The sequence below is a fragment of the Bradyrhizobium japonicum USDA 6 genome (assembly GCF_000284375.1).
Classification (GTDB): Bacteria; Pseudomonadota; Alphaproteobacteria; order Rhizobiales; family Xanthobacteraceae; genus Bradyrhizobium; species Bradyrhizobium japonicum.
Window position 1 is genome coordinate 1,891,783 of record NC_017249.1, and the last position, 23,856, is coordinate 1,915,638.

A 23,856-nucleotide genomic window follows, 5' to 3' on the forward strand; every position below is an offset into this window, starting at 1 on the left:
CCGATCAGATCCGGCGCGCGAGCGCCGCGTTGCCGGTGATGCGTGGGGCTGGTGGCGCTGAAGCGCCAGATGTCGCGCCTTGGCTGGGAGAAGCGGAGCCATTGGATCCCTGAATTTCCTGCGCCGGGTTCGGCGAGGCCCCGCCGGTAGCAGATGCCCCCTCAGGCCGCAATGGCCGGGGCGGCGCGAACAGGAACCCCTGACCGAACCGCACGTCAAAGTCGAGCAAATCGACCACTGCACGCTCGCCCTCGATCCGTTCGGCGATCAGGTCGATGCCGAAGCGGCCGAGCAGGTCGGAGAGGTCGGAAGGATGGATGTCCGAGGTCGAGGCCTGCCTGGGGTCGAGCAGCAGGGACGCCGGCACCTTGATGAAGCGCACGCCGCGATCGGCGAGCTCTCGCGGCTCGATCCTGAGGTCTGTGACATGGTCGATCGAGAAGCGGAAGCCGCGCTGGGCGAGCGCCGCGAGGTTCTCAGTCTCGGCCGGGCCGAGGTTGCGGAAGGTTGACTGCTTGAACTCCAGCACCAGCGATGGCGCCAGCGCCCGGTTGGCCTCGAGGAAGTCGAGGCACTGCGCGAAGCTGGTGGAATTGCCGAGCGTGGAGGCCGCGACGTTGCAGAACACGCCGACATCCTTGTTGCGCACCATCAGGCGCCGCAGCACCTGCACACAGCGCAGCATCACCATGTTGTCGATGCGTCCGATCAGACCCGAGGCTTCGGCGATGCTGATGAATTCCTCGGCGGCGATCAGCTGGTCGCGCTCGTCGCGCAGGCGCGTCACGGCTTCGTAGAACCGCACCTTGCGCTGCGGCAGCGTCACCATGGGCTGGAGGAAGATGTCGATGCGGTTCTCGTCGATGGCGTTGCGCAGTGTCGTCAGTAACTGGGTCTGGTTGCGGCCATTGGCCGCCTGAACCGGAACAGCGGCCTGGGTCTGGATCGCTGGTGTTGGCTGCGGCGGAGGTGCGCGCAATGGCGGAGGGGCAGCTGGCCGCTCCTCGAAGGCCGCAATCAGGTCGAGCGGTGCCTCCGGCTCCGGCCGGGCGACCGGAGCGGGGGCGGGGGTCGGCGCGGCCCCGGCCAAGAGGTCTTCATGGGCTGACACCGTGGTGGCGAGCTGCCTGACCAGCCCGCCGAGCTCGTTGATCTCGCCGACCACTGACTGGATGCGGTCGGAGTTGGTCGAGTTGGCCGAGGCGATGCGCCCCTCCATCGCCGCGAGCCGGCGGCCGAACTCGGCGACCTGGCGGGCGAGGTCGGCGGTGCCGCGCGAGAGGTCGGCGATCTGGCCGCCGACGTCACTGCGATCGCGCAGCCGCATCGAAACCGCGTTGTAGAGGATCAGGAAGGTCAGCGCGGTCAGCGCCACGATGGCGGATTCGGTTCCGCTGATGCCGGCGACCGAGTAGAGGACAAGCCCGAGCGAGGCCGCGACCAGAACCATGCAGATGGCGATGAAGATCGTCGAAATGCGAATCATGCCGCGCGTTACGCCTCAAAGAGCTGACTGCCTCATCCGGGAAAACACGGGCCAGTGTGCGAACCCGTCACGCCTCATGCTCCCCCAAGCAAGGCGACCTTAACATCATTGTTGATTCGAGGGGATAGCGGCCTGTTCGCGGCGCCGGAGCATGATCCGGAAAAGTGCGCGGCGGTTTTCCCTCGCGACAAACGCGGAACGCGTTTGCGCGGAGATCATGCCCGGACAGTCTAGGTCAGGCCGGCCCGGCGAAAGGCTTCGAGGTAGTGCTCGCGGTCGGCGGCGAGCTTGATCGGCATGAACTCGGCGATCCAGGCGAGCGAGACGTTGGGCTGGGCTCGGTGGAGTTCCTTCAGTGCCGCGCGGGCGGTCTCGGTTTGCCCGGCCATCGCCGCGGCCGCGGTCAGCACCCGGTGCCCGCCGACGAAGTCGCCGCGTTGGCGCAGGGCCTCCTGTGCGAGCCGGATCGCTTCCGCATAGTCCCTGCCGAGGAAGCGGGCAAAGGCGGCGATGCCGAAATAGACGGGTGCATAGGGGTCGCGCGGGCTGAGGCGGATCGCGCGCCGCGCGGCCTCGTCGGCATCCCGCCAGCGGCCGCAATAGCTGAGCGTCAGGCCATAATAGCCCTGTGCCAGCGCAAAGTTCGGATTGAGCCGCAGCGCGGTCTCGAATTCGGCAAGCGAATCCTCGAACCGGCGTGCGAACAGATCGACATGGCCGAGCGCATTATGCGCCCAGGCATCCTGGTCGTCGGCGCGGATCGCGGCCCGCGCCGCGCGCTCGGCCACCGGCAGCGCCGCGGCCATCTCCATCCAGCCCATATGCGCCGTGAACATGTAGCTGGTGCCGAGCAGCCCGAGCGCCTTGCCGTAGTTCGGGTCGAGCGCGATGGCCTTTTCGAGCAGGGCTCGCGCCGCGACGTGATCCTGCCGCGTCACGCGCCAGTAATGCGAGAGGGCGCGCATCAGAAGGTCCCAGGCGTCCAGGCTGTCGGGCGGCTTGCGCTCGGCGCGAAAATTCTCCGCGGCATAGAGCTGCGGCTCGATCGCGGCGACGATGCGTTCGGTGATCTCGTCCTGTACGGCGAAGACGTCGGCGAGATCGCGGTCGTAGCGTTCGGCCCAGAGATGACTGCCGGTGGCGACATCGTTGAGCTGCGCGGTGATGCGGACGCGATCGCCCTCCTTGCGGACGCTGCCCTCGACGACATAGCGCACGCCGAGCTCCTCGGCGACCTGCCGCAGGTGAACCGTGCGGCCCTTGTAGATGAAGGACGAGTTGCGCGCGATCACGAAGAACCAGCGCAGCTTCGACAGCGCGGTGATGATGTCCTCGCTGATGCCGTCGGAAAAATAATCCTGCTCGGCCTCGCCGCTCATGTTGGTGAAGGGCAGGACGGCGATTGCGGGACGATCGGGCAGTGGCAATTCCGTCGGTGTTGCGATGGGCGGCTTGCCCGGCGCCGGCGATGAGGGTGCGGCGGTGCCTTCGGTCACTTCGCCGACGAACCGCACGCCTTTGCGCGCGACGGTGCGGATCAGCCGCTGCTCTTCGCCATTGTCGTTGACCGCGCGCCGCGCCGCGTTGATCCGGCTGGTCAGCGTTGATTCCGAGACGACGCGGCCGTTCCAGATCGCGTCGAGCAGATTGTCCCGCGTTACCACGCGCTCGCGGTTGCGGATCAGATAAAGCAGGAGATCGAACACCTGGGGCTCGAGCGCGACGAGCGTCTCCGCGCGCCGCAATTCGCGGCGCGCGGGGTCGAGCACGAAATCCTCGAAATGAAATGTCACGCCGCCCTCGGCTCGCGCGGGGAAATCAAGATGTTCTCAGCGTAAAATAACGCCGCTCTCAAGGCCAGCGAGCCGCATGCGCCCTATCGTCCCGGCGTTTTCAACCGCAGGAGAATTGCCATGTCGACATCCGCCGCGCTCAAGCCGGCCATCGCCCAACCCGATCTCGCCGCCGTCAAGCAGCGCCAGCACGGCGCCTGGTCATCCGGCGACTATGCCATTGTCGGCACCACCTTGCAGATCGTCGGCGAGCAGCTCTGCGAGGCGCTCGACTTGCGCGCCGGCAGCAAGGTGCTTGATGTCGCCGCCGGCAACGGCAATGCGACGCTGGCCGCCGCGCGACGCTGGTGCGACGTCACATCGACCGATTATGTTGCCGCGTTGCTCAAGCGGGGACGCGAACGGGCCGCGGCGGAGCATTTGATGATCGAATTCCGTGAAGCGGATGCCGAAGCGCTGCCGTTTGCGGATGCCAGTTACGACGTCGTGCTCTCGACCTTCGGCGTCATGTTCACGCCGGATCAGGACAAGGCGGCGTCCGAGCTCGCGCGGGTCTGCAAGTCCGGCGGCAAGATCGGCCTCGCCAACTGGACGCCCCAGGGCTTCATCGGGCAGGTCTTCAAGACCATCGGCAAGCATCTGCCGCCGCCGGCGGGCGTGAAGTCGCCGGCCTTGTGGGGCACCCCGGGGCGGCTCGAAGAGATGTTCGGCAGTCAGGCTTCCGAGATCGCCGCCGAGCCGCGCATGTTCGTCTTCCGTTATCGCTCGCCGGAGCATTGGCTCGAGGTTTTCAAGTCCTATTACGGGCCGATGCTGAAAGCGTTCGCGGCGCTGGAAGAGACCGGCCAGGCCGCGCTGCGGCGCGATCTCATGGCGCTGCTCGGCGAGTTCAACCGTGCCGACGACGGTACGGTGGTGGTGCATAGCGAGTATCTGGAGGCGGTGATCAGCAAGCGCTGAATTGCTGTCGTGATCCGGTCAGGCCGAGCCCCGGCCTGACCGCCGGCAATCAGGATGGTGCGGCGGCGCCGACCGTGTCGGCCGAGACGGCCTGCCGGGTGCCGAGCGGCTTGGGCGGCCCGGTGGTCGTATCCCGAAGGGTCTGCCGTTCGATCTCCGAGTTCAGCTCGGCCCCGAACATGATGACGATCGCCGACATCCACATCCACATCATCAAGCCGATCGCCGCGCCGAGCGAGCCGTAGGTCGCGTTGTAATTGGCGAATTCCGAGAGATACCAGGACAGGAGCGCCGAGCCGGCGATCCAGAGGATGGCGGCCGTCACCGCACCGAGGCTCAGCCATTGCCAGCGCGGCGCGTCGCGGCTGGGTGCGAAGCGGTAGAGGACGGCAAGCGCCGCCAGCAGGATGACGAACAGCACCGGCCATCGCCCGAGAGCGACGATCAGCTTGCTCTCGGGCGCGATGCCGAGATGGTCGAGCGCGAGCGGGAAGGCGACCACGGTGCCCACCATCAGCAGCAGCGCCGCGATGCCGCCGACGGTGAAAGCCAACGACACTGTGTTCAGCCGGATGAAGCCGCGCTTTTCGCGCTCCTCATAGGCGACATTGAGGGCATCGAAGATGGCTTTGACGCCCGCATTGGCGCTCCAGATCGCGAGCAGGAGACCAAACAGGAAGGTGACACCCAGCGCGGTATTGCCGTGGGACACCACGCGCGCGACCTGGTCCTCGACGATCTGGAACGCGCCCTCGGGCAGCATCATCGCGAGCGAATGCAGGTTGGAACTGATCGTCGAGGGATCGGCGAACAGGCCGTAGGATGAGACCAGCGCGGTCACGGCGGGAAAGATCGCGAGCAGCCCGAAGAAGACGACGCCGCCCGCGGTCGCGAGCAGGCGATCGTCGTCGATGCGCTGATAGGTGCGCCAGAAGATGTCCTTCCAGCCCGGCCACGGGATCGCGAAAGGGCTTTTCGCGCGCCGGCCGTGGCCGCGCTGCATCGCTGCGCCGGCCGGGCTCGTTTCCGGCGAATTTGCTTCATTGTTGCGATGGTCTTGCGGAGGCCCTGACCGGATCGGGCCGGACTCCTGAAAGTAGCGTTCCGCGGACAGCACGAAGACGGCGGTGGCGGCGACGAGCAACCAACTGTCGAGGTGCTCGGTGTGCCGCGCGCGCATTTCAAGCGTCCAATCTGTGGCCGTGCCGGCGCCGGCGTGCGGCCGTGAAGCCCAACAGCCCGACGGCTGCGAGCATCAGACCCAGCTGCACGGGCCGGTTGGTCCGAGCCGACACTGCGTTGCCGCCACGGCCACGTTCGCCCGGTGCGAGCGGCACCAGGGGAATCGTCGTTGCGACCTCTTTCACCGCCTGCTTGACCGTTCCGCGCGGGATCCGCGGGGTGGCGATCGCAACGCGCATACGGCTGGCAAGCGGCACGATCGGCTTGTCCCGACGCTTCATTTGGGCCAGAGCCACGCCGGCGCAGGATACGGCCAGCACCAGGAGCACGGCCGCGACGGCACCAAAGCCCCAGAATTGTCCGTGGGTGATCGCGACCCAACGATAAAGGGCCATCAGGCCGACAAAGAGGGTGGCGATCAGGAACAGCCCGGCCAGTGCGAACAGTCCTGCCGCGACCGCATAGGATGTCGCGCGGCCGGTGGCCTGATTGGTGCGGTCGCGCAGGTACGATCGCGCGGCGCGCTTGAGGTGATTGATCTTGAGCGCCATGCCGGCGCGCAGCAATTCGCCCGATGGCGCGAGCATGCGGACATCCTCCGAGCACGAAAAATTCGTCGGGGGATGAACGTGGCGGAACTTGACTTGTTCCGCGCGGAGCGCGGGGCCGGGACGGATCAGCCGAGATCGGCGGCCGCGATCCAGAACACCTCGCCCTCGGATTCCTCGGTGTCGAGCCAGAGCAGCGGCAGTTCCGGAAAGGCCTCGTCGACCAGTTCGCGGCCGCGGCCGATCTCGCAGATCAAGCCGCCATCCGGCGTCAGGTGATCGGGCGCATCGCGCAGGATCCGGCGCACCACGTCGAGACCGTCGGGACCGCCGTCAAAGGCGAGCTTCGGTTCGGCGCGGCATTCCGGCGGCAGCGCGGCCATGCCTTCCGCATCGACGTAAGGCGGATTGGTGATGATCAGGTCGTATCTGTTGTCGCCGAGCGGGGCGAACAGGTCGCCGCGATGCAGGCTGATCCGGTCATCGAGCCCGAATTCGCCGACATTTCGTGTGGCGACTTCGAGCGCGCCCTTGGAGATGTCGACGGCATCAACGGTGGCATTCGTGAAATGATGCGCGGCGAGGATCGCGAGACACCCCGAGCCCGTGCAGAGATCGAGCACGCGTTCGACGGCCGTGGGGTCGTCGATCAGCGAGCCCGCCTCGCCGTCGCCGCCGAAATGCGACTCCAGCAGTTCGCCGATGAAGGAGCGCGGCACGATGACGCGCTCGTCGACATAGAAGGGCAGGCCGCGCATGTAGATCTTGTTGACGAGATAGGCGGTCGGTTTGCGCGTGGTGACGCGCTGATGGATGAGGTCGACGATGGTCTTGCCTTCCGCCGGCGTGACGCAGGCATGGGCAAAGATCTCGAACTGGTCGGGATGCAGATGCAGGGCTTCGCAGACCAGGAAGGCTGCTTCCGCGACCGGGTCGGTCGTGCCATGGGCGAAGGCGAGTTTTGCTTCAACGAAGCGGCTCACGGCATAGCGGACGAAATCGAGCAGCGTGAGCAACTCGCCGCGACCGACCTTCGCGAGCTTTGGCGCGGCGCGGCCGCGCGTGGTCTTCTTGGATGCTCTTGCCATCAGGATCGGGTCCAGCGTGCGGCGGCCTCGTCGTCACGGGCGTGGGCTTCGACCCAGCCGGTGCCGGTGGCGCTCTCTTCCTTCTTCCAGAACGGCGCGCTGGTCTTGAGATAGTCCATCAGGAACTCGGCTGCCTGGAACGCTGCCTGGCGGTGCTGCGACGCCGCGAGCACCAGCACGATGTTCTGGCCGGGCATGAACCGCCCGACGCGATGAATGATGGTGACGCCGTTCAGCGGCCAGCGCGATGTGGCTTCGTCGGCATGGCGCTTGATCTCTTCTTCCGCCATGCCGGGATAATGTTCGAGCGTGAGGGCGGCGATCTTCGCGCTGTCCTCGTCGCCGCGGCAGATGCCGGAAAAGCTCACGACCGCGCCGATGTCGGTGCGGCTCCCGGTCAGGATCGCGATCTCGCGCGCGATGTCGAAATCGTCCTGCTGGATGCGGATGGTGACGGGGCAGGGGCTGACGGGGGCGCTCATGGCCTAGCCGCCGGTCATCGGCGGGAAAAACGCGATCTCGCGGGCGCCCGCGATCACGGCGTCCGATTTGACGTGGGCATGATCGATCGCGGTGCGAATCACCTTCGGCTTCTCGAAGGCGTAGGCATAGGCCTCGCTCTGGCCGGATAGCCAGGCGATCAGCTCCTCGACGGTGCGCACGGTCGCCGGCGGCTCGATGGTCTCCTCGGCCTTGCCGACGCGCTCGCGCACCCAGGCGAAGTACTTCACCTTCATGCCTCATCCTCCTTGATGAGGTGATGGATGCCGGCGCGGAAATAGTCGTAGCCGGTGTATATGGTGAGGATCGCCGAGGCCCAGAGCAGCGCCAGCCCGATCATCGAGACCACGGGCACCACCTCATCACCGGCCGGGCCCGCGAGCAGGAAGCCGATGGCGATGAGCTGAACGGTCGTCTTCCACTTCGCAAGCTTGGTCACGGGAACGCTCACCCGCAACGCCGCGAGATATTCGCGCAGGCCCGAGACCAGGATCTCGCGGCACAGGATCACGATGGCGGCCCACAGCGACCAGCCATGGATGATGCCGTCGGCGGCAAGCATCAGCAGGCAGGAGGCGACCAGCAGCTTGTCGGCGATCGGATCGAGCATCCGGCCGAATGCCGATTGCTGATTCCAGATTCGCGCGTAATAGCCGTCGAGGTAGTCGGTCACTGCTGCCGCGATGAAGATGGCGACCGCGACCCAGCGCAGCCACAGCGGCTGATCCAGAATCGACTGCGCATAGATGCACCCGACCACGACCGGGATCGCGGCGATCCGGCCATAGGTCAGGATGTTCGGGAGGGACATCGCGCGGCTGGTCGTCCCTCGTGTCGTGGCGATGTTCATCCGTCCTACCAATACCGCTCGTGCCTGAAGGTCAACCGTCCCGCTCCCCAAATGAGGTGCAGCATGCGACGACCATATGACCGCGGCCCCCTTAGTTCACCCCGGCTGGGGATGGAAATAGTCGAAAATCCTGCGGGCGCTCTCGGCACTCACCCCCGGAACCTTGCCGAGATCGGCGATCGAGGCCCGCTCGATCTCCTTCAGGGTTCCGAAATGGTGCAGCAAGGCACGTTTGCGTGACGGGCCGATGCCCGGGATCTCCTGCAAACCGGCCTCGCGGATGTCCTTCTTGCGCAGCTTGCGGTGCGAACCGATGACGAAGCGGTGGGCCTCGTCGCGCAGGCGCTGGATGAAATAAAGCACGGGGTCGCGCGGCTCCAGCTTGATCGCCTCGCGCTCCGGCATGAACAGGGTTTCGCGGCCGGCATCCCGGTCCGGTCCCTTGGCGACCGACATCAGCGACACCTGGGTCAGGCCGAGATTCGTAAAGATCTCCCGGACGGCGTTGAGCTGGCCGCGACCGCCGTCGATGATCACGAGGTCGGGCCATTGCGGGAAGTCGTCGTCCTTGGCCTTGCCGGCGGCGTCCTCGGGCGGATTGATCAGGCGCTTGAAGCGGCGTTCCAGCACCTCGCGCATCATGCCGTAATCGTCGCCCGGCGTGAGCCCTTCCGACTTGATGTTGAACTTGCGGTACTGGTTCTTCACGAAACCATCGGGGCCGGCGACGATCATGGCGCCGACCGCATTGGTGCCCTGGATGTGGCTGTTGTCGTAGACCTCAATGCGCTTGGGCGAATGCGGCAGGCTCAGCGTCGTGGCCATGGCGTCGAGCAGCCGGCTCTGCGTCGCGGTGTCCGCGAGCTTGCGGCCGAGCGCCTCGCGCGCATTGGTCAGCGCGTGGGCGACCAGCTCCTTCTTCTCGCCGCGCTTGGGCGCCGTGACCTCGATCTTGTGGCCGGCCTTGATCGACAGCGCGTTGGCGAGCAGCTCGCTCTCCTCGATCTCGTGCGAGAGCAGGATGTTCTTCGGCGGCGGCTTGTCGTCGTAGAACTGGGCGAGGAAGGATCCCAGCACTTCCTCCGGCGTATAGGTCTTCTCCGCGCGCGGGAAATAGGCGCGGTTGCCCCAGTTCTGCCCGGTGCGGAAGAAGAACACTTCGACGCAAAAGAAACCGCCCTCCTGGTGGACCGCGAACACGTCGGCTTCTTCCACGGTGCGCGGATTGATGCCCTGCTGCGACTGGATCGCCGACAGCGCGGCGAGGCGGTCGCGGTAGAGTGCCGCGGTCTCGAATTCGAGCTCGCCGGAGGCCTTCTCCATCTCGCCGGCAAGCTCCTGCTTCACCGCGTGGCTCTTGCCGGAGAGGAAGTCGGTCGCCTCGCGCACCAGCGTCGTGTAGCCGGGGAAGTCGATCTCGCGGGTGCAGGGGCCGGCGCAGCGGCGGATCTGGTAGAGCAGGCAGGGCCGCGAGCGGCTCTCGAAGAAGGAATCGGTGCAGGAACGAATCAGGAACGCGCGCTGCAAGGCGGTGATGGTGCGGTTGACCGCGCCGGCGGAAGCGAACGGGCCGAAATAGCGCCCGGGCCGGGTCTGCGCGCCGCGGTGCTTGAGGATCTGCGGCGCCCAATGGTCGCCGGTGATCAGGATGTAGGGAAACGACTTGTCGTCGCGCAGCTGCACGTTGAAGCGCGGCCGGAGCTGCTTGATGAGATTGGCTTCCAGCAGCAGCGCTTCGGTCTCGGTGTTGGTCGAGACGATTTCCACGGTCACCGTGGCTGCGATCATGCGCAGGATGCGCGCCGGTTGCGGCGCGCTCTGGCGCGCATAGTTCGACAGGCGCTTTTTGACGTTCTTGGCCTTGCCGACATAGAGCACGTCGGCATTGGCGCTGAGCATGCGATAGACGCCCGGCGAGGTGGGCGCGAGGCGGACCGCGCGCTCGATCGCTTCATGGCCGGTCGCCAGCGGCTCTTCGCCGACCGCGCCGCTCTCCTCCAGGATGTCAGGCAGCAGCGCATCGTCCTCGTCCTCGCCAGCAGTGGTGGCGGGATCGAGGTCCGGCGGCGCCAGGCTCTCCGGCGGGGCGTCGGCCGTCGTGCCGCGCGGAGATTTGCGCGCGCGCGCGTCGTCCGGATTGTCGGTGGAATCGTGAGCCATGATGCGAATTTAGGCGCTGGGGGTGCCGATTTGAAGTTCCAGCCTTGCGGCACACACACGATGGCGGCGCGGTTCCGGGTAACGCTTGCTTAAGCCTGTTAAGAGCGCGGTAACCCGGCTTAACAGGCCTTTAACCTAAAACTCTCGATAAATCTCACGCGAAAAAGAGGAGGTTCCGTAACCATGCGATTTTGCCTCGCGCGGCGGCGCAGGCATCGCGGGGGACGGCAGTTGCGTTGGAGAGTACCGATGAGGGGGTTCGTTGTAGGCGCAGCCGTGTTGGTTGCAGCCGGCTGGACAGCTTCGGCAGAGGCCGCCGATCTCAACTACGGGCAGGGTGCGCCCTACACCGTCAATCAGCCGCTCAATGCCTATAGCTGGGCCGGTCCGTATCTCGGTGCCAATCTCGGCTATGAGTGGGGCTCGGTGAGTAACTCGCCCGTCAAGCCCTCCGGTTTCGTCGGCGGCGTGCAGGCCGGCTACAATTTCCAGAACGGTCCATGGGTGTTCGGCGTCGAGGGCGATATCCAGGCCGCGGGCGCAGATGACACCTTCGCGCCGTGGAAGTTCTCCAACCCCTGGTTCGGCACGCTGCGCGGCCGCGCCGGCTATGCCTTCAGCAACGTGCTGTTCTACGGCACCGCCGGCCTCGCCTTCGGCGAACTGCGCGCGCAGACATTCGGCTGGACGGAGTCGCACACCACCGCGGGCTGGACCATCGGTGCCGGCGCGGAAGTCGGCTTCGCGCCGAACTGGAGCGCCAAGCTCGAATATCTCTACATCGATCTGTCGACGAGCCAGTTCGCAATTACCGGCGTGTCAAACGGCTATAGCGCCAGCGTTGTGCGCGCAGGCGTGAACTATCACTTCTGATAGTTGAAGAAGAAAATACCGGACAGCCTCCCGGCCGCTCGCGGCCGGTTTTTTTCGCCAGGTGTTCGCTCGAAAACGCTCTAGGAGAGGATGACCAAATTGACCGCCTTTGGTCCCTTCCCCTTCTTGTCCGGCTCGACTTCAAAAGTAATGCGCTGTCCTTCGGCGAGGTCTTTCAGTCCCGCACGCTCCACAGCAGTAATGTGCACGAAGACGTCGCGGCCGCCATCGTCGGGCTTGATGAAACCGTAGCCGCGCTCGCCGTTAAAAACTTGACCGTTCCCGTCATGGCCATCGGGAAACTCCCCCTCATTGCTCCTCCGTCGCGACGCAGACTCACGTCACGACATGACCGGGCCTTACGAAGCCCGGGAGCTGGCCATCCTTGGGCGGACCTTTCGGTCCGATCGGATCTTTCTTAGGCCTTCACTCCGCCGCAACCATTCGCGGAAGCGGAACGTAAAGCCAGTCACGCAAACAGCATAATACGGTTCTCTGCAGATTGACTACCGCTCCTGCATCTTTTTCCCAAGAATGCCGGGGTGTTACGGCCTCGGCACCTCTAATCGGAATCTGGCAGCTCCGCCCTGTCCGAGCGGTATCTCCAGCTCGGGCAGGATCGTCTTGAGCTCGCCATGCAGCGTGTACGGCGGATTGACGATCAACAATCCGGCGGAGGTGAGGGCGGCGCCATCAAGCTGCGGCGCGACACTGAATTCGAGACGCAGACATTTTCCTGGTGGTTTTGCTGCGGCTGCGAGCCGCGCCACTGATTGCACCAGCGTGTCGGTGGCGCGCCGGCTCTTGGCCGGATACCAGATTACATAGATACCGGTCGGCCACTTCGCGAAAGCCGCCGAGAAGGCGTCGCCGAGCTTTTCGAACTCGTCTTTCGCCTCGAACGGCGGGTCGATCAGCACGAGCCCGCGCCGTTCCTTCGGTGGCACGAAGGCCGGCAGCGCGACCCAGCCGTCGAGATCGACTACGCGTGCCTGTTCGTCGCGGCGCAGCACACCGATCAGCGCCTTGCGCGCCTTCGGCTCGAGCTCGCAGGCAACGAGGCGGTCCTGCGGCCGCAGCAGGCCGCGCGTGATCAGCGGCGAACCCGGATAAGCCCTAAGCTCGCCCTTCGGATTGTAGGCGCGAACGATGTCGAGATAGGGCTTGGCCAGCGCCACGGCGTCGTTCGACAGGCGCGCCTGCATCAGCCGCGCGATGCCGGTCAGCCATTCACCACTGCGGCGCGCCTCGTCGCTTTCGAGATCATAGAGGCCGGCGCCGGCATGGGTGTCGATGACACGGAATGCGCCCGGCTTGTCCTGAAGGTAGGTAATGATGCGCGCCAGCACGATGTGCTTGATGACATCGGCGAAGTTTCCGGCGTGGAAGGCGTGACGGTAGTTCATGAGACAGGACTACGCTACGTCACGGCTTGAGCAAAGCGGCATGCGCACCTGTCGCGGACGTGCCGCAATGCTCTTAGTGTTGTGGGCCAGGCCAGGGCCCGGGGTCTGGATTCCCATGCAGCATTGACCCCGATTCTGCAGCGCACCGCCGAAGCGGCGCTGCGTCCGGAGCGCTTGGACTAGCCACCTCTGATCGGCGGCATCGTCACCTGGTCACGGCGGCAGGCGCGGCGCTCGATCTCCTCGCAGGCCCGGAATTGCAGGTCCTTGCTGAGGCAGATGCGGACCTCCGAGAGCCGGGTCCGGTTGCAGGTGACCGAGATGGCCGCGTTGCTCAGGCCCGCATTGGCTCTGATAAAGGCTTCCTCCACCTCGCCCGGCGCCACGGTCTTGGCCTGCGACAGTTCGAGATATTCCGCCGGGATCTTGATCGCGGCGCGCGCCTTACGGATCGTCTCGAAATAATTGCGGCTGTCGAGCCCGGAGCAGGTGCCGTGCTTGTCCCACTCGTTGAAGATCAGCCCCGGCGCCGGCATCAAATCGAGCATCGAAGAGACGATGTTGCGGTTCAGGCGTGGCGACGGCCGCTGGCAATATTCGGGGAAGCCGTTCTCGTATTGCGGCCACAGCCCGTGCACCACGAACGCGTAGGGCCGCCCGCTGCACTGCATCTGCGAGCGACCACCGCCGCCGCGGTTGCGCTCGGACGCCTCCTCGCAGAACGAGGGCGACCATGACAGCGACAGCACATAGAAGTCGAATTCGCCGGGCGCGTTCTGCCGTCTGTCCTGGGCCTTCGCGGCATCCGGCAGCGCGACTAGCCCGGCGGCAAGAACCAGGGGGAGGGTCAGTGAGATCACGAGACGGGTGAAGGAATGCAATCTAAAATGAAACATGGCGACGCCCCTCAACTAGACTGTGCAATCAGCCTAGCAGGCAACAAGAACATTTCAAGAACAAAATGCGAGATAGCCGTCAGCCGCCTGATCAGTCCGATTCAGGCCTTTCCCGGTGAAGGCTCGTCTATCAAGGCCTGGCGGCGCGGCAGGACGGATTGTAGGCCCAGTTGCGGTCGAGCCCGACCACGCACCATTCCACACCATTGCCGTAGCCGGCGAAGCCGCCATCCTCGATGATCGAGAAATGCACCTTGCGCACCTTGCCGTCATTGAGCATGGCGTCGCCGGTGCAATAGCGGCGCGGAATGTTGTCGGACTGCCAGGGCCGGAACGCGATCTCGTGAACGGCGGCGAAGCCGGTGATCTTCAACGAGGAATTCCAGAACGAGCTTTCCTTCTCCCAGAACTGGGTGGCGATGGTCGGCAGCGCCCTCTCGCAATCGACGACGGCGCCGTCATAGCGCGGCCCGTTCAGCCAGAAGTTCAGCTCCAGCGGATTGGCAGCCCTGGCCTCACCGAGCGACAGCGCCCCGAACATGAGGCCGAGCAAGGCGGCAAAGCGGAGCGATTTCAGGGTGAGGGCGCGCATGGGCAATCCGGACAGCTGGGTCTTGCGAAGCATGGACGGTGCCGCGAAGGCCGGGGCAGGTCAAGTGCAGCGCGGCAACACTTGGCCAAGAGTTGACCCTAGCGTCGCAGCCGGCAGGGCATCAGTTCTTTTCATGGACATCCCGGCACCGTAAACTGGCGCCAACCAATTGGAGTGACGGGAATGCGAATCATTGCGGCCGCGGGCCTTCTTGCCGGCCTGGTTGTCTCGGGAATGATGGCCAGCCAGTCGGCACGCGCCGATATGCTTCCGGTGCCCCCGTTCAAGGGCAACGACACCGGCGGCATCATCGCTTATTCGATGGCGACCCAGACCGATGCGCGGCAGGTCGCGGTCGATCACTGCGCGCGCTACGGCAAGGTCGTGAAATTCCTCGCGGTGCAGGCCTTTGAGGGCGGCTACATCTCGTTCTCCTGCCGTTGGGTGCCCTATGGCGCTGCCCAACAGCCGATCCGCACGCTGTACTGAGGCGCTTTCGGAACGTCGGGAGCTTCCCACATGACGCGCAAGCTCGCTTTGCTCGGCTCGGTCCTTTGTCTTGTGTTGCAGGCAGGCAGCGCCAGCGCTGACGATCTGCCGGTGCGCAAGGCCGGTCTCTGGGAGATGAAGATGGTCAGGACCGGCACGCCGATGCCGGAGATGACCATGCAGCACTGCACCGACGAGACCGTCGACAAGGAGATGAACAACAACGTCTCCCCGATGGCCAAGCAGATCTGCGCCAAGCAGGACATCAAGAAGACCGCGACCGGTTATGTCAGCGATTCCGAGTGTAGCGTCGCCGGCATCAGCACGACCTCGCATGCCGAGATCACCGGCGATTTCAACTCGGCCTATACGGTGAAGACCTCGTCGCATGCACAAGGCGGCGCCGCCGGCGCAGCAGGCCGCGACACCACGATGCAGCTCGAAGCCAAGTGGCTCGGGGCCTGCAAGCCCGACCAGAAGCCCGGCGACATCGTGATGCCCGGCGGCTTCAAGATGAACGTGCGCGACATGGACAAGCTGAAGGCGCTGCTGCCGAAGTAGGGTGTCGTCCCCGCACAACCGGTGCGCTCCCTCGCCCCGTTTTTACGGGGAGAGGGTTGGGGTGAGGGGCAGTCTCTCCGCGTATGAGATTGTCGTGAGACCTGTACCCCCTCACCCGAATTCGATCTGCGATCGAATTCGACCTCTCCCCGCAAGCGGGGCGAGGTAAGGAAAGCTACACCGGAATCCTCACACTCGCCCTTAATCCCCCCATCGGGCTGTCGCCGAGGGTGATGTCGCCGCCATGCGAGCGCGCGATGTCGCGGGCGATGGCGAGCCCCAAGCCGGTGCCGCCTTCGTCCTGGTTGCGGGCGTTGTCGAGCCGCAGGAACGGCTTGAACACCTCTTCGCGCAAGTGCGCGGGAATGCCGGGGCCGTCGTCCTCGACCGTGACGGTCAAATAACGGTGATCGCGCTGGCCGTTGATGGCGATGCTCTTGCCGTAGCGCGCCGCATTGGTGACGAGGTTGGCGAGGCAGCGCTTGAACGAGGCCGGCTTCACGGTCACCACGGGCAGGCCGTGGAACGCGACGGTCGCGGTGTGGCCGTGGCGCTCGGCGTCGCTGCGCAGCTCCTCGAGCGCCTGCGCCATGTCGGTCGGCTGCGACTGCTCGCCGGAATCGCCGCGGGCAAACGCAAGGTAGTCCTCCAGCATCATCGACATCTCGTCGACGTCCTTGCGCATGCCCTCGAGCTCCGGGTTGTCGCCAATCAGCGCGAGCTCGAGCTTGAAGCGGGTCAGGATGGTGCGCAGATCGTGGCTGACGCCGGCAAGCATCGCGGTGCGCTGCTCCATCGTGCGCTCGATGCGTGACTTCATCTCGAGGAAAGCGACCGCCGCGCGCCGTACCTCGCGCGCGCCGCGCGGCCGGAAGTTCGGCGCCTCGCGGCCCTTGCCGAAGCTTTCTGCGGCGTCCGCCAGCCGCAGGATCGGCTTGATCTGGTTGCGCAGGAACAGCACCGCGACGATCAGGAGGATCGAGGACGTGCCGACCATCCAGAACAGGAAGATCTCCGAGTTCGAGGCATAGGCGGCGCTGCGCTGCGCGAACACGCGCATCACAGCATCATCGAGCTGGATCCGGATCTCGACGAGGTTGGAGCGGCCGACGGTGTCGATCCAGAACGAGCGTCCGATCTGGCGACCGAGCTGCACCGACAGCGTCTGGTCGAGCAGCGAGAAGAACGGCTTAGGTCCCGGCGGCGGCATGTCGCCGGCCGGCAGGAAGTCCACCACGAGGCCGAGGCGCTGCTGGGCGATGCGGCGGATCTGGTCGCGGTCCTTGTCCTGCGGATAGCCCTTGTAGATGTCGATCAGCGCGGCGATGTCCTGCACGACAGCGGCCGACAGGCGGCGCGTCACCGTGTTCCAGTGCCGCTCCATGAACACGAAGGCGACGACCGATTGCAGGATCACCATCGGCACGATCATGATCAGCAGCGCACGCGCATAGAGGCCGGTCGGCATCCAGCCCTTGAACGCGTTGCCCATCCAGCCATTGGCGGCGGAGACCCGGCCGGCGGCGCTCTTCAACAGCGTCAGGCCGGTATCGATCGTGCTCATCGGTCGCGCTTCACTGCTTTATGGCGAGGCCACCAGGCGGTAGCCGATGCCGCGCACCGCCTGGAGGAACAGCGGATTGGCGGGGTCGGTCTCGATCTTCCGCCTGAGGCGGTTGATCTGCACGTCGACGGCGCGCTCGTTGACGCTGCCATTGCCGGTGAGCGCGCTGCGCGGCACGGTCTCGCCCGGTGTCTCCGAGAGAATCCGCAGCATCTCGCGTTCGCGGTCGGTGAGGTGAATGACCTCCTCGCCCTGGCGCAGCTCGCCGCGATCGAGATGGTAGACGTAAGGGCCGAACGCGATCTTCTCCACCGCGGCGGTTTGCGGCGGCGGTGCGGCGCGCTTGAGGATGTTGTTGATGCGCAGCGCAAGCTCGCGCGGCTCGAACGGTTTTGCCACGTAATCGTCGGCGCCGATCTGCAGGCCTTCGATGCGGGCTTCGGCCTCGTGCCGCGCTGTCAGCATCACGATCGGCACCGAGGAGGAGGTCCGGATGAAGCGGGCGAGATCGAAGCCGGTCTCGCCGGGCATCATGACGTCGAGGATCAGGAGATCGAAATGCAGGCCCATGAGCTTCGAGCGTGCATCGCCGGCGCTTGCCGCAGTGGTCACCCGATAACCTTCGCTGGCGAGGAAGCGCGACAACAGATCGCGGATGCGGCGGTCGTCGTCGACCAGCAGCAGATGCGGCGCATCGTCGGCCGGTTCGACCGGCGGGCGGGCGAGCGTGGCAGCGAACGGCACGTTCACTCCTTTCCGTCTTGATTGACGTTGGCGAAGATCGTCTCCAGCACCTTGTCCGGATCGTCGCGGTCGATCATCGCGCGCAGGAAGCGCTTGACGGTCTCGGCATCCTGCGGCGCCAGCTCGGCGAGCGCCTTGGTGATCCGCGTGGTCTGGAGCCCGGCGAGCTTCTGCACCAGCGCCTCGCCCTTCGGCGTCGCGTAGAGCAGGCGCTGGCGGCGGTCATTGTCGCCGGTCTTTTGCACGATATAGCCCTCGTCCAGGAGCTGCTTGAGCACGCGGCCAAGCGACTGCTTGGTGATGCGCAGGACATCGAGCAGGTCGGCGACCTTGAGGCCGGGATAGCGATAGACGAAATGCATGACCCGGTGGTGGGCCCGGCCGAAGCCGAAAGCCTCCAGCTCCTGGTCGGGATCACCGACGAAATCACGATAGGCGAAGAACAGCAGTTCAATGATATCCCAGCGCAAATTGCCTCCATCGCCTGCGGCCGGCCGCGGCTCGGCTGCGTCTTGAGAGGGAGTTGCGAAATTTATGTCAGGCATATTGACGTATCTTGGGTTCAATGTTACAAAACGATCAGCCCGCACGAAATTTTAGATCGCTTCGCGTCGGGTGGCAGTTCTAGGAGCGGCCGGAGAGAGCCGGACAGGCGGCGACGGCCGACGCAGATCTACCGTGCGATTGTCGAGCGGCATTTCGGCAAAACATACTGGACTTCCGCCTTCCGCAAAAGCATGTCCTCGGCGACATGCTGGCCACGGAAACCGGCCGTAACAAGGCTGGCGGCGGTCCGGCCACAACCTAATCAAGCCAGCCGGGCCCAAACAGGGCAGGCGGGCGCCAGAACAGCGCCGCTACCGGCAGCGGGAGGCAAGGACATGAGTATGAAATTCGACATCCAGCCCGCATCCAATCCGACATCCGAGAAGGACCGCATCGCCAAGCTGGTGGATCCCGGCTTCGGTCGGGTCTTCACCGATCACATGGCGATCGTCCGCTACAACCAGGCCAAGGGCGGCTGGTATGAAGCACGCGTCGAGGCGCGCGCCAACTTCCAGCTCGATCCGGCCGGCGCGGTTCTGCACTACGCCCAGGAAATCTTCGAAGGGCTCAAGGCCTACAAGCGTGACGACGGCGGCGTGAACCTGTTCCGCCCCGACGCCAATGCGCGCCGCTTCAAGGATTCCGCCGACCGCATGGCGATGGCGCAGCTGCCCGAGGACGTCTTCATCGAGGCGGTCGAGCAGGTCGTGCGCATCGATCGCGCCTGGATGCCGGGCGGCGAGGGCAGCCTCTATCTGCGCCCCTTCATGATCGCGAGCGAGACCTTCCTCGGCGTCAAGCCGTCGTCCGAATACATCTTCGCGGTGATCGCTTCGCCGGTTGGCTCCTATTTCAAGGGCGGACCTGCGCCGGTCTCGATCTGGGTCTCGGAGAACTACACCCGCGCCGCGATCGGCGGCACCGGTGCCGTCAAGTGCGGCGGCAATTACGCGGCGAGCCTGCGTGCGCAGGCCGAAGCGATCCAGCACGGTTGCGATCAGGTCGTCTTCCTCGACGCGGTCGAGCGCCGCTACATCGAGGAGCTCGGCGGCATGAACGTCTTTTTCGTGTTCGAGGACGGCTCGCTCTCGACGCCGCCGCTCGGCACGATCCTGCCCGGCATCACCCGCGACTCCATCATCGCGCTCGCGAAGGATGCCGGTAAGACGGTGCGCGAGGAGCCGTACTCGCTCGACCAGTGGCGCAAGGATGCGGCGAGCGGCAAGCTGAAGGAAGCGTTCGCCTGCGGCACCGCTGCCGTGATCTCGCCGATCGGCAAGGTGCGCTCGGTGAGCGGTGATTTCGACATCAGCGGCGGCGCCGCCGGCCCCGTCGCCATGGGCCTGCGCAAGCAGCTCATCGACATCCAGTACGGCCGCACCAACGATCCGCACAACTGGATCAAAAAGGTGTTTTGATCGACGGCGATTACGTTTCCCCTCTCGCACTAGGGAGAGGGGAAACGCGCAACGTTTGTGGCTTATTGCGCACTGAACGTGCTGCGGCCGACACGCGACAAAGCCAGGAGACATCGAAGCATCCTGGACATCGCGATCATGGCAACACAACTCTCCCAGCCCCTGAAATGGGTCGTTCTCGCCGCAATCACCGGCGTCAGCGTTTTTGGCATCCTGACCATCGGCCCCACGCCCGAGGTCGCCGCACAAGACCGCTCGCCGATCGTCGACGTGCGCACCACCGATCCCGAGATGAACACCGCGATCGCGCGCGCCCGCGGTACGCTCCCGACCTTCTGGGCGTCCTATGACGCGCCAAGGCCGTCGGAGACCGGGCACGCCTTGAAGGTGCGCTTTTCGACCCGCAGGGGCGGGGAGCATATCTGGATCGGCGACGTGAAGAAGCTGCCGAACGGCACCTATTCGGGCCTCTTCGCCAACGAGCCCCGCGATCTGCCGGGCAAACGGGCCGGCGACACGGTCAAGTTCAGTGAAGCGGACATCTCAGACTGGATGTTCATGCGCAACGGCAAGATCGTCGGCGGCGAAACCATCAAGCCGACGCTGAAGTCGCTGCCAAAGGCGGATGCGGATGCCCTGAGGGCCCGGATGGAGCAGCCGTAGGGATGCAGTCGTCATTCCGGGATGGTCCGAAGGACCAGACCCGGAATCTCGAGATTCCGGGTTCGATGCTGCGCATCGCCCCGGAATGACGGCGAATGGGCTGGTCCTATGGGCTCCCGGAAGGCGGCAGCGGTTGCTGCTTTGCGCGTCGGCTGGTAAACGCCGCGCATGGCCGAGAAACCCAAAAAACCCCAGAAACTGAAGGCGCGCCTGCCGCGCGGGCTCGAGGATCGCGATCCCGCCGCGATCCGGGCGACGCGCGAGATGGTCGAAAAGATCCGCGCCGTCTACGAGCTCTACGGGTTCGAGCCCGTGGAAACGCCGGCGATGGAATACACTGATGCGCTCGGCAAGTTCCTGCCCGACCAGGACCGCCCGAACGAGGGCGTGTTCTCGTTCCAGGACGACGACGAGCAGTGGATCAGCTTGCGCTACGATTTGACCGCACCGCTCGCGCGTTACGTCGGCGAGCGATACGGGACCGACGGTCTGGTCCTGCCCTACCGCAGCTACCGCGTCGGCTATGTGTTCCGCAACGAGAAGCCCGGCCCCGGCCGCTTCCGCCAGTTCATGCAGTTCGATGCCGACACGGTCGGCTCGGCGACGCCGGCGGCGGATGCCGAGATCTGCATGATGGCCGCGGACACGATGGAGGCGCTCGGTATTGCGCGCGGCTCCTATGTCGTGAAGGTCAACAACCGAAAAGTGCTCGACGGCGTTCTGGAAGCCATCGGGCTTGGCGGTGACGAGAACGCCGCGCGCAGGCTGACCGTGCTGCGCGCGATCGACAAGCTGGACAAGTTCTCCGCCGACGAAGTGCGCAAGCTGCTCGGTCCCGGACGATGGGATGGCGGCGAAGAAGGCAAGGGCGACTTCACGAAAGGCGCCAACCTGAGCCCGGCGGAGGCTGATGTTGTTCTCGCCATCACCAAACCGCGCGACGATTGGAAAGACGCGATCGCCGCGGCGGAAACCTACCTCGCCAAGAGCGAGATTGGTCAGGCCGGCGTGAGCGAGCTGGAAGAGATTGCCAAGCTGGTCACGGCGTCGGGGTACGGCGCGGACCGCATCAAGATCGATCCCTCCGTCGTGCGCGGCCTCGAATATTATACCGGCCCCGTCTACGAGGTCGAACTCCTGCTCGAGACCAAGGACGAGAAGGGCCGCCCGGTGCGCTTCGGCTCGGTCGGTGGCGGCGGACGTTACGACGGCCTCGTCTCGCGCTTCCGCGGCGAGCCGGTGCCGGCGACCGGGTTCTCGATCGGCGTGTCCAGGCTCCAGGCCGCGCTGACGCTGCTCGGCAAGCTCGACACGCGGCCCGAATTCGGCCCCGTCGTCGTCACCGTGTTCGATCGCGATCGTGTCGCCGACTACCAGAAGATGGTGGCATCCTTGCGCGCTGCCGGCATTCGTGCCGAACTCTATCTCGGCAATCCCAAGAACATGGGCAACCAGCTCAAATATGCCGACCGCCGCAACTCACCTTGCGTGATCATCCAGGGCTCGGATGAAAAGGCGCGCGGCGAGCTGCAGATCAAGGATCTGATCGAAGGCGCCAAGGCCGCCGCCGCGATCGCCTCTAACCAGGAGTGGCGCGAGAGCCGCCCGGCGCAGTTCTCGTGCAGCGAAGCCGACCTCGTCGCAAAGGTGCGCGAAGTCCTGGGCCGCCATGACGTAAAGTGGGGATAGCCATTCCGGAAGGCCGTCACGCCCGGGCTTGTCCCAGGCATCCACGTCTTGTTTGATGGCGACCGTCAATGGCCGGTGTTCGGCCGCAAGGGAGAGAACGATGCCTGAGATTACCGTCAGCATGGCCGAAGGCCGCACCGACGAGCAGAAGGCCGGCATGATGCGCGACATCACCCAGGCCCTGGTGAAGAATCTCGGCGTCGATGCCGATGCCGTCGTCATCCAGATCAACGAAGCGCCGCTCCGCCACAAGATGAAGGGCGGCAAGACCTTTGTGGAGCGCGCGGCGGCTGCGAAGAAATAGCCAGCGCATATCGGCAGTCTCCACTGTCGTCCCCGCGAAAGCGGGGACCCCATAACCAAAGGGAGTGGTTATTTGGCGAGCTGGTAACTCCGAGTCTTCGCCAAACTACTCCCTGTGGTTATGGGTCCCGGATCAGCGCTCCGCTTCGCTGCGCTTATCCGGGATGACAGCGGAGTTTGAGGCCCCCATGGACGCACGCGACTTCATCAAGGTCGGCATGAGTGCCGAGCGCACGCTGGTGGTGCCGGCGGAGCGCACGGTCGGGCATTTCGTGCCCGGCATGCCTTTTGTCTACGCGACGCCGATGATGATCCTGGAGATGGAGATGACGTCGGGCGATGCGATCCGCGCCTCGCTTCAGCCGGGCTGGGTGACGGTCGGCACCGAGGTCGATATCCGCCACCTCGCAGCTGCTCTCGTCGGCGCGACGGTGCGGACCACCGCAAAGGTGGTCGCAGTCGAGCGCCGCGTCATCCGCTTCGAGGTCGAGGCGTTCGAGGGCATGCGCAGGCTCGGCGAGGGCCGCCATGCGCGCGGGCTCGTGAATGTCGAGACGTTCAACAAGCGGCTCGGGGCGTAGCGGCGAGCGCGAATGCCGTAGGGTGGGCAAAGGCGCGAAGCGCCGTGCCCACCATCTTTTCGGGATTGCGAACGAAGTTGGTGGGCACGCTCCGCTTTGCCCACCCTACGAGACCTACTTCGCCAGCTCCTTCGACCGCTTCGTCGCGGCCGCGATCGCGCGGATCATCAGATCGCGCAGGCCCGGCTCGCCCATCAGCACGCCGAGTGCCGCGGCCGTGGTGCCGCCGGGCGAGGTGACGTTCTGGCGCAGCGTGCTGGAGGGAAGATCCGACTGGTGCAGCAGCTCGCCGGAGCCGGCGACGGTTTCGCGGGCAAGCTTGGTCGCGAGCGCCTCGGGCAGTCCGGCTTCGACACCGGCACGCGCGAGCTCTTCGGCGAGCAGGAACACATAGGCCGGGCCTGAGCCGGAGACGGCGGTTACCGCGTCGATCAAGCCTTCATCCTCGACCCACTCGACCGAGCCAGTGGCGCGCAGCAGCGCATCGGCCACCGCACGCTGCGCGGCACTGACCTTCTTCGCGGCAACCGCGACGGTGATGCCGCGGCCGATCGCGGCCGGCGTGTTCGGCATCGCGCGCACCACGGCGCCACCGCAGACCTCTTCGAGCGATGCGATCGTGGTTCCCGCCATGATCGAGACCACCGAGGTCTTGTCGGACACAAACGATTTCAGCTTCGCGCCGGCCTCGCGGAACATCTGCGGCTTCACCGCGACGATCATCGTCTCGACAAAGCCTGCCGCCTTGGCATCGGGATTGAGCGCGATGCCTTTGGCGGCAAGCGCGGTGATCTCGGGCGAGATGAACGGATCGACCACCGCGACGCGGCGCGGATCGAGCCCGCCCGCCAGCCATCCGGTCAGCATCGCGCCGCCCATCTTGCCGGCGCCGGCGAGGAGGATGGTGCCGGTGATGTTCTTGAGAGTGCTGCTGTCTGCCACTGTGGTCACCACAAACAAAGG

The 23,856-nt window shown here is 65.4% G+C and carries 25 protein-coding genes and 1 pseudogene; 9 read left to right on the forward strand and 17 right to left on the reverse strand.

The window, feature by feature from the left end; all coding sequences use genetic code 11:
• Positions 1 to 4 precede the first annotated feature (4 nt).
• Both BJ6T_RS08840 and BJ6T_RS08845 read right to left on the reverse strand, forming a co-directional pair.
• Positions 5 to 1,486 carry an EAL domain-containing protein gene (locus tag BJ6T_RS08840; protein ID WP_014491966.1) on the reverse strand — a complete coding sequence of 494 codons (1,482 nt, stop codon included), beginning with the start codon at positions 1,484 to 1,486 and terminating at the stop codon, positions 5 to 7.
• Between the two features lie 230 nt (positions 1,487 to 1,716).
• Complete coding sequence (locus tag BJ6T_RS08845) at positions 1,717 to 3,279, reverse strand: winged helix-turn-helix domain-containing tetratricopeptide repeat protein (RefSeq protein WP_028169829.1); 1,563 nt, start codon at positions 3,277 to 3,279, stop codon at positions 1,717 to 1,719.
• Between the two features lie 120 nt (positions 3,280 to 3,399).
• Here BJ6T_RS08845 and BJ6T_RS08850 point away from each other — a divergent pair, with 120 nt between their 5' ends.
• Positions 3,400 to 4,239 (forward strand): class I SAM-dependent methyltransferase, encoded by an 840-nt coding sequence (locus tag BJ6T_RS08850; protein WP_014491968.1) that lies wholly within the window; start codon positions 3,400 to 3,402, stop codon positions 4,237 to 4,239.
• A gap of 49 nt (positions 4,240 to 4,288) precedes the next feature.
• Here BJ6T_RS08850 and BJ6T_RS08855 read toward each other — a convergent pair whose 3' ends face one another.
• The 7 genes from BJ6T_RS08855 to uvrC form a co-directional block, all read right to left on the reverse strand.
• Complete coding sequence (locus BJ6T_RS08855; protein ID WP_014491969.1) at positions 4,289 to 5,419, reverse strand: YihY/virulence factor BrkB family protein; 1,131 nt, start codon at positions 5,417 to 5,419, stop codon at positions 4,289 to 4,291.
• 1 nt (position 5,420) lies between these two features.
• Positions 5,421 to 6,008 (reverse strand): phage holin family protein, encoded by a 588-nt coding sequence (locus BJ6T_RS08860; protein ID WP_014491970.1) that lies wholly within the window; start codon positions 6,006 to 6,008, stop codon positions 5,421 to 5,423.
• A gap of 89 nt (positions 6,009 to 6,097) precedes the next feature.
• Positions 6,098 to 7,057 carry a 50S ribosomal protein L3 N(5)-glutamine methyltransferase gene (gene prmB / locus BJ6T_RS08865; protein WP_014491971.1) on the reverse strand — a complete coding sequence of 320 codons (960 nt, stop codon included), beginning with the start codon at positions 7,055 to 7,057 and terminating at the stop codon, positions 6,098 to 6,100.
• On the reverse strand, positions 7,057 to 7,539 hold the full coding sequence (locus BJ6T_RS08870; RefSeq protein WP_014491972.1) for a molybdenum cofactor biosynthesis protein MoaE: 483 nt from the start codon (positions 7,537 to 7,539) through the stop codon (positions 7,057 to 7,059). Before BJ6T_RS08870 ends, prmB begins: the two co-directional genes overlap by 1 nt.
• Positions 7,540 to 7,542: 3 nt before the next feature.
• Entirely contained in the window at positions 7,543 to 7,794 is a 252-nt protein-coding gene (gene moaD / locus BJ6T_RS08875) for a molybdopterin converting factor subunit 1 (protein ID WP_014491973.1), read from the reverse strand.
• Positions 7,791 to 8,408 carry a CDP-diacylglycerol--glycerol-3-phosphate 3-phosphatidyltransferase gene (gene pgsA / locus BJ6T_RS08880; RefSeq protein ID WP_014491974.1) on the reverse strand — a complete coding sequence of 206 codons (618 nt, stop codon included), beginning with the start codon at positions 8,406 to 8,408 and terminating at the stop codon, positions 7,791 to 7,793. Before pgsA ends, moaD begins: the two co-directional genes overlap by 4 nt.
• Positions 8,409 to 8,504: 96 nt before the next feature.
• On the reverse strand, positions 8,505 to 10,568 hold the full coding sequence (gene uvrC / locus BJ6T_RS08885; protein WP_014491975.1) for an excinuclease ABC subunit UvrC: 2,064 nt from the start codon (positions 10,566 to 10,568) through the stop codon (positions 8,505 to 8,507).
• 249 nt (positions 10,569 to 10,817) lie between these two features.
• Between uvrC and BJ6T_RS08890 the strand changes: the two genes are divergently transcribed.
• Positions 10,818 to 11,441: an outer membrane protein gene (locus BJ6T_RS08890; protein ID WP_014491976.1), complete on the forward strand. Its 624-nt coding sequence runs from the start codon at positions 10,818 to 10,820 to the stop codon at positions 11,439 to 11,441.
• Positions 11,442 to 11,521: 80 nt separating this feature from the next.
• On the opposite strand, the pseudogene BJ6T_RS43130 reads toward BJ6T_RS08890, so the two are convergent.
• The 4 genes and pseudogenes from BJ6T_RS43130 to BJ6T_RS08905 all read right to left on the reverse strand — a co-directional run bounded on the left by BJ6T_RS43130 (position 11,522) and on the right by BJ6T_RS08905 (position 14,335).
• Positions 11,522 to 11,736 (reverse strand): annotated as a pseudogene (locus tag BJ6T_RS43130) (cold-shock protein).
• A 250-nt stretch (positions 11,737 to 11,986) separates the two neighbouring features.
• Entirely contained in the window at positions 11,987 to 12,847 is an 861-nt protein-coding gene (locus BJ6T_RS08895) for a 23S rRNA (adenine(2030)-N(6))-methyltransferase RlmJ (RefSeq protein ID WP_014491977.1), read from the reverse strand.
• 179 nt (positions 12,848 to 13,026) lie between these two features.
• A complete protein-coding gene (locus BJ6T_RS08900; RefSeq protein WP_014491978.1) occupies positions 13,027 to 13,743 on the reverse strand; it encodes a ribonuclease T2 family protein in 717 nt (238 codons plus the stop codon).
• 130 nt (positions 13,744 to 13,873) lie between these two features.
• Positions 13,874 to 14,335: a hypothetical protein gene (locus BJ6T_RS08905; protein WP_028157971.1), complete on the reverse strand. Its 462-nt coding sequence runs from the start codon at positions 14,333 to 14,335 to the stop codon at positions 13,874 to 13,876.
• 183 nt (positions 14,336 to 14,518) lie between these two features.
• Here BJ6T_RS08905 and BJ6T_RS08910 point away from each other — a divergent pair, with 183 nt between their 5' ends.
• Both BJ6T_RS08910 and BJ6T_RS08915 read left to right on the forward strand, forming a co-directional pair.
• Positions 14,519 to 14,824 (forward strand): hypothetical protein, encoded by a 306-nt coding sequence (locus tag BJ6T_RS08910; RefSeq protein ID WP_014491980.1) that lies wholly within the window; start codon positions 14,519 to 14,521, stop codon positions 14,822 to 14,824.
• Between the two features lie 30 nt (positions 14,825 to 14,854).
• Entirely contained in the window at positions 14,855 to 15,385 is a 531-nt protein-coding gene (locus tag BJ6T_RS08915; protein ID WP_014491981.1) for a DUF3617 domain-containing protein, read from the forward strand.
• 175 nt (positions 15,386 to 15,560) lie between these two features.
• Here BJ6T_RS08915 and BJ6T_RS08920 read toward each other — a convergent pair whose 3' ends face one another.
• From BJ6T_RS08920 to BJ6T_RS08930, 3 genes are read right to left on the reverse strand one after another with little or no spacing between them, the layout of a single operon-like run.
• A complete protein-coding gene (locus BJ6T_RS08920; RefSeq protein WP_014491982.1) occupies positions 15,561 to 16,949 on the reverse strand; it encodes an ATP-binding protein in 1,389 nt (462 codons plus the stop codon).
• Positions 16,950 to 16,967: 18 nt separating this feature from the next.
• The gene (locus tag BJ6T_RS08925) at positions 16,968 to 17,699 is read right to left on the reverse strand and encodes a response regulator (protein WP_028169830.1); all 732 of its coding nucleotides are present in this window, start codon (positions 17,697 to 17,699) and stop codon (positions 16,968 to 16,970) included.
• The gene (locus tag BJ6T_RS08930) at positions 17,696 to 18,238 is read right to left on the reverse strand and encodes a MarR family winged helix-turn-helix transcriptional regulator (RefSeq protein WP_028151547.1); all 543 of its coding nucleotides are present in this window, start codon (positions 18,236 to 18,238) and stop codon (positions 17,696 to 17,698) included. The genes BJ6T_RS08925 and BJ6T_RS08930 overlap by 4 nt, the downstream gene beginning before the upstream one ends.
• A 336-nt stretch (positions 18,239 to 18,574) precedes the next feature.
• Here BJ6T_RS08930 and BJ6T_RS08935 point away from each other — a divergent pair, with 336 nt between their 5' ends.
• From BJ6T_RS08935 to BJ6T_RS08955, 5 genes are all read left to right on the forward strand, one after another.
• Complete coding sequence (locus BJ6T_RS08935) at positions 18,575 to 19,657, forward strand: branched-chain amino acid aminotransferase (protein WP_028169831.1); 1,083 nt, start codon at positions 18,575 to 18,577, stop codon at positions 19,655 to 19,657.
• Positions 19,658 to 19,795: 138 nt separating this feature from the next.
• Complete coding sequence (locus BJ6T_RS08940) at positions 19,796 to 20,320, forward strand: YegJ family protein (protein WP_028169832.1); 525 nt, start codon at positions 19,796 to 19,798, stop codon at positions 20,318 to 20,320.
• 168 nt (positions 20,321 to 20,488) lie between these two features.
• Complete coding sequence (gene hisS, locus BJ6T_RS08945) at positions 20,489 to 22,009, forward strand: histidine--tRNA ligase (RefSeq protein WP_014491987.1); 1,521 nt, start codon at positions 20,489 to 20,491, stop codon at positions 22,007 to 22,009.
• A gap of 55 nt (positions 22,010 to 22,064) precedes the next feature.
• Positions 22,065 to 22,313, forward strand: a complete 249-nt coding sequence (locus BJ6T_RS08950; RefSeq protein ID WP_071909549.1) for a tautomerase family protein — start codon at positions 22,065 to 22,067, stop codon at positions 22,311 to 22,313.
• 187 nt (positions 22,314 to 22,500) lie between these two features.
• Positions 22,501 to 22,893, forward strand: coding sequence for a thioesterase family protein (locus tag BJ6T_RS08955; RefSeq protein WP_014491988.1), 393 nt, complete (start codon positions 22,501 to 22,503; stop codon positions 22,891 to 22,893).
• Positions 22,894 to 23,007: 114 nt separating this feature from the next.
• Here BJ6T_RS08955 and proC read toward each other — a convergent pair whose 3' ends face one another.
• Positions 23,008 to 23,844 (reverse strand): pyrroline-5-carboxylate reductase, encoded by an 837-nt coding sequence (gene proC / locus BJ6T_RS08960; protein ID WP_028169833.1) that lies wholly within the window; start codon positions 23,842 to 23,844, stop codon positions 23,008 to 23,010.
• Positions 23,845 to 23,856 lie beyond the last annotated feature (12 nt).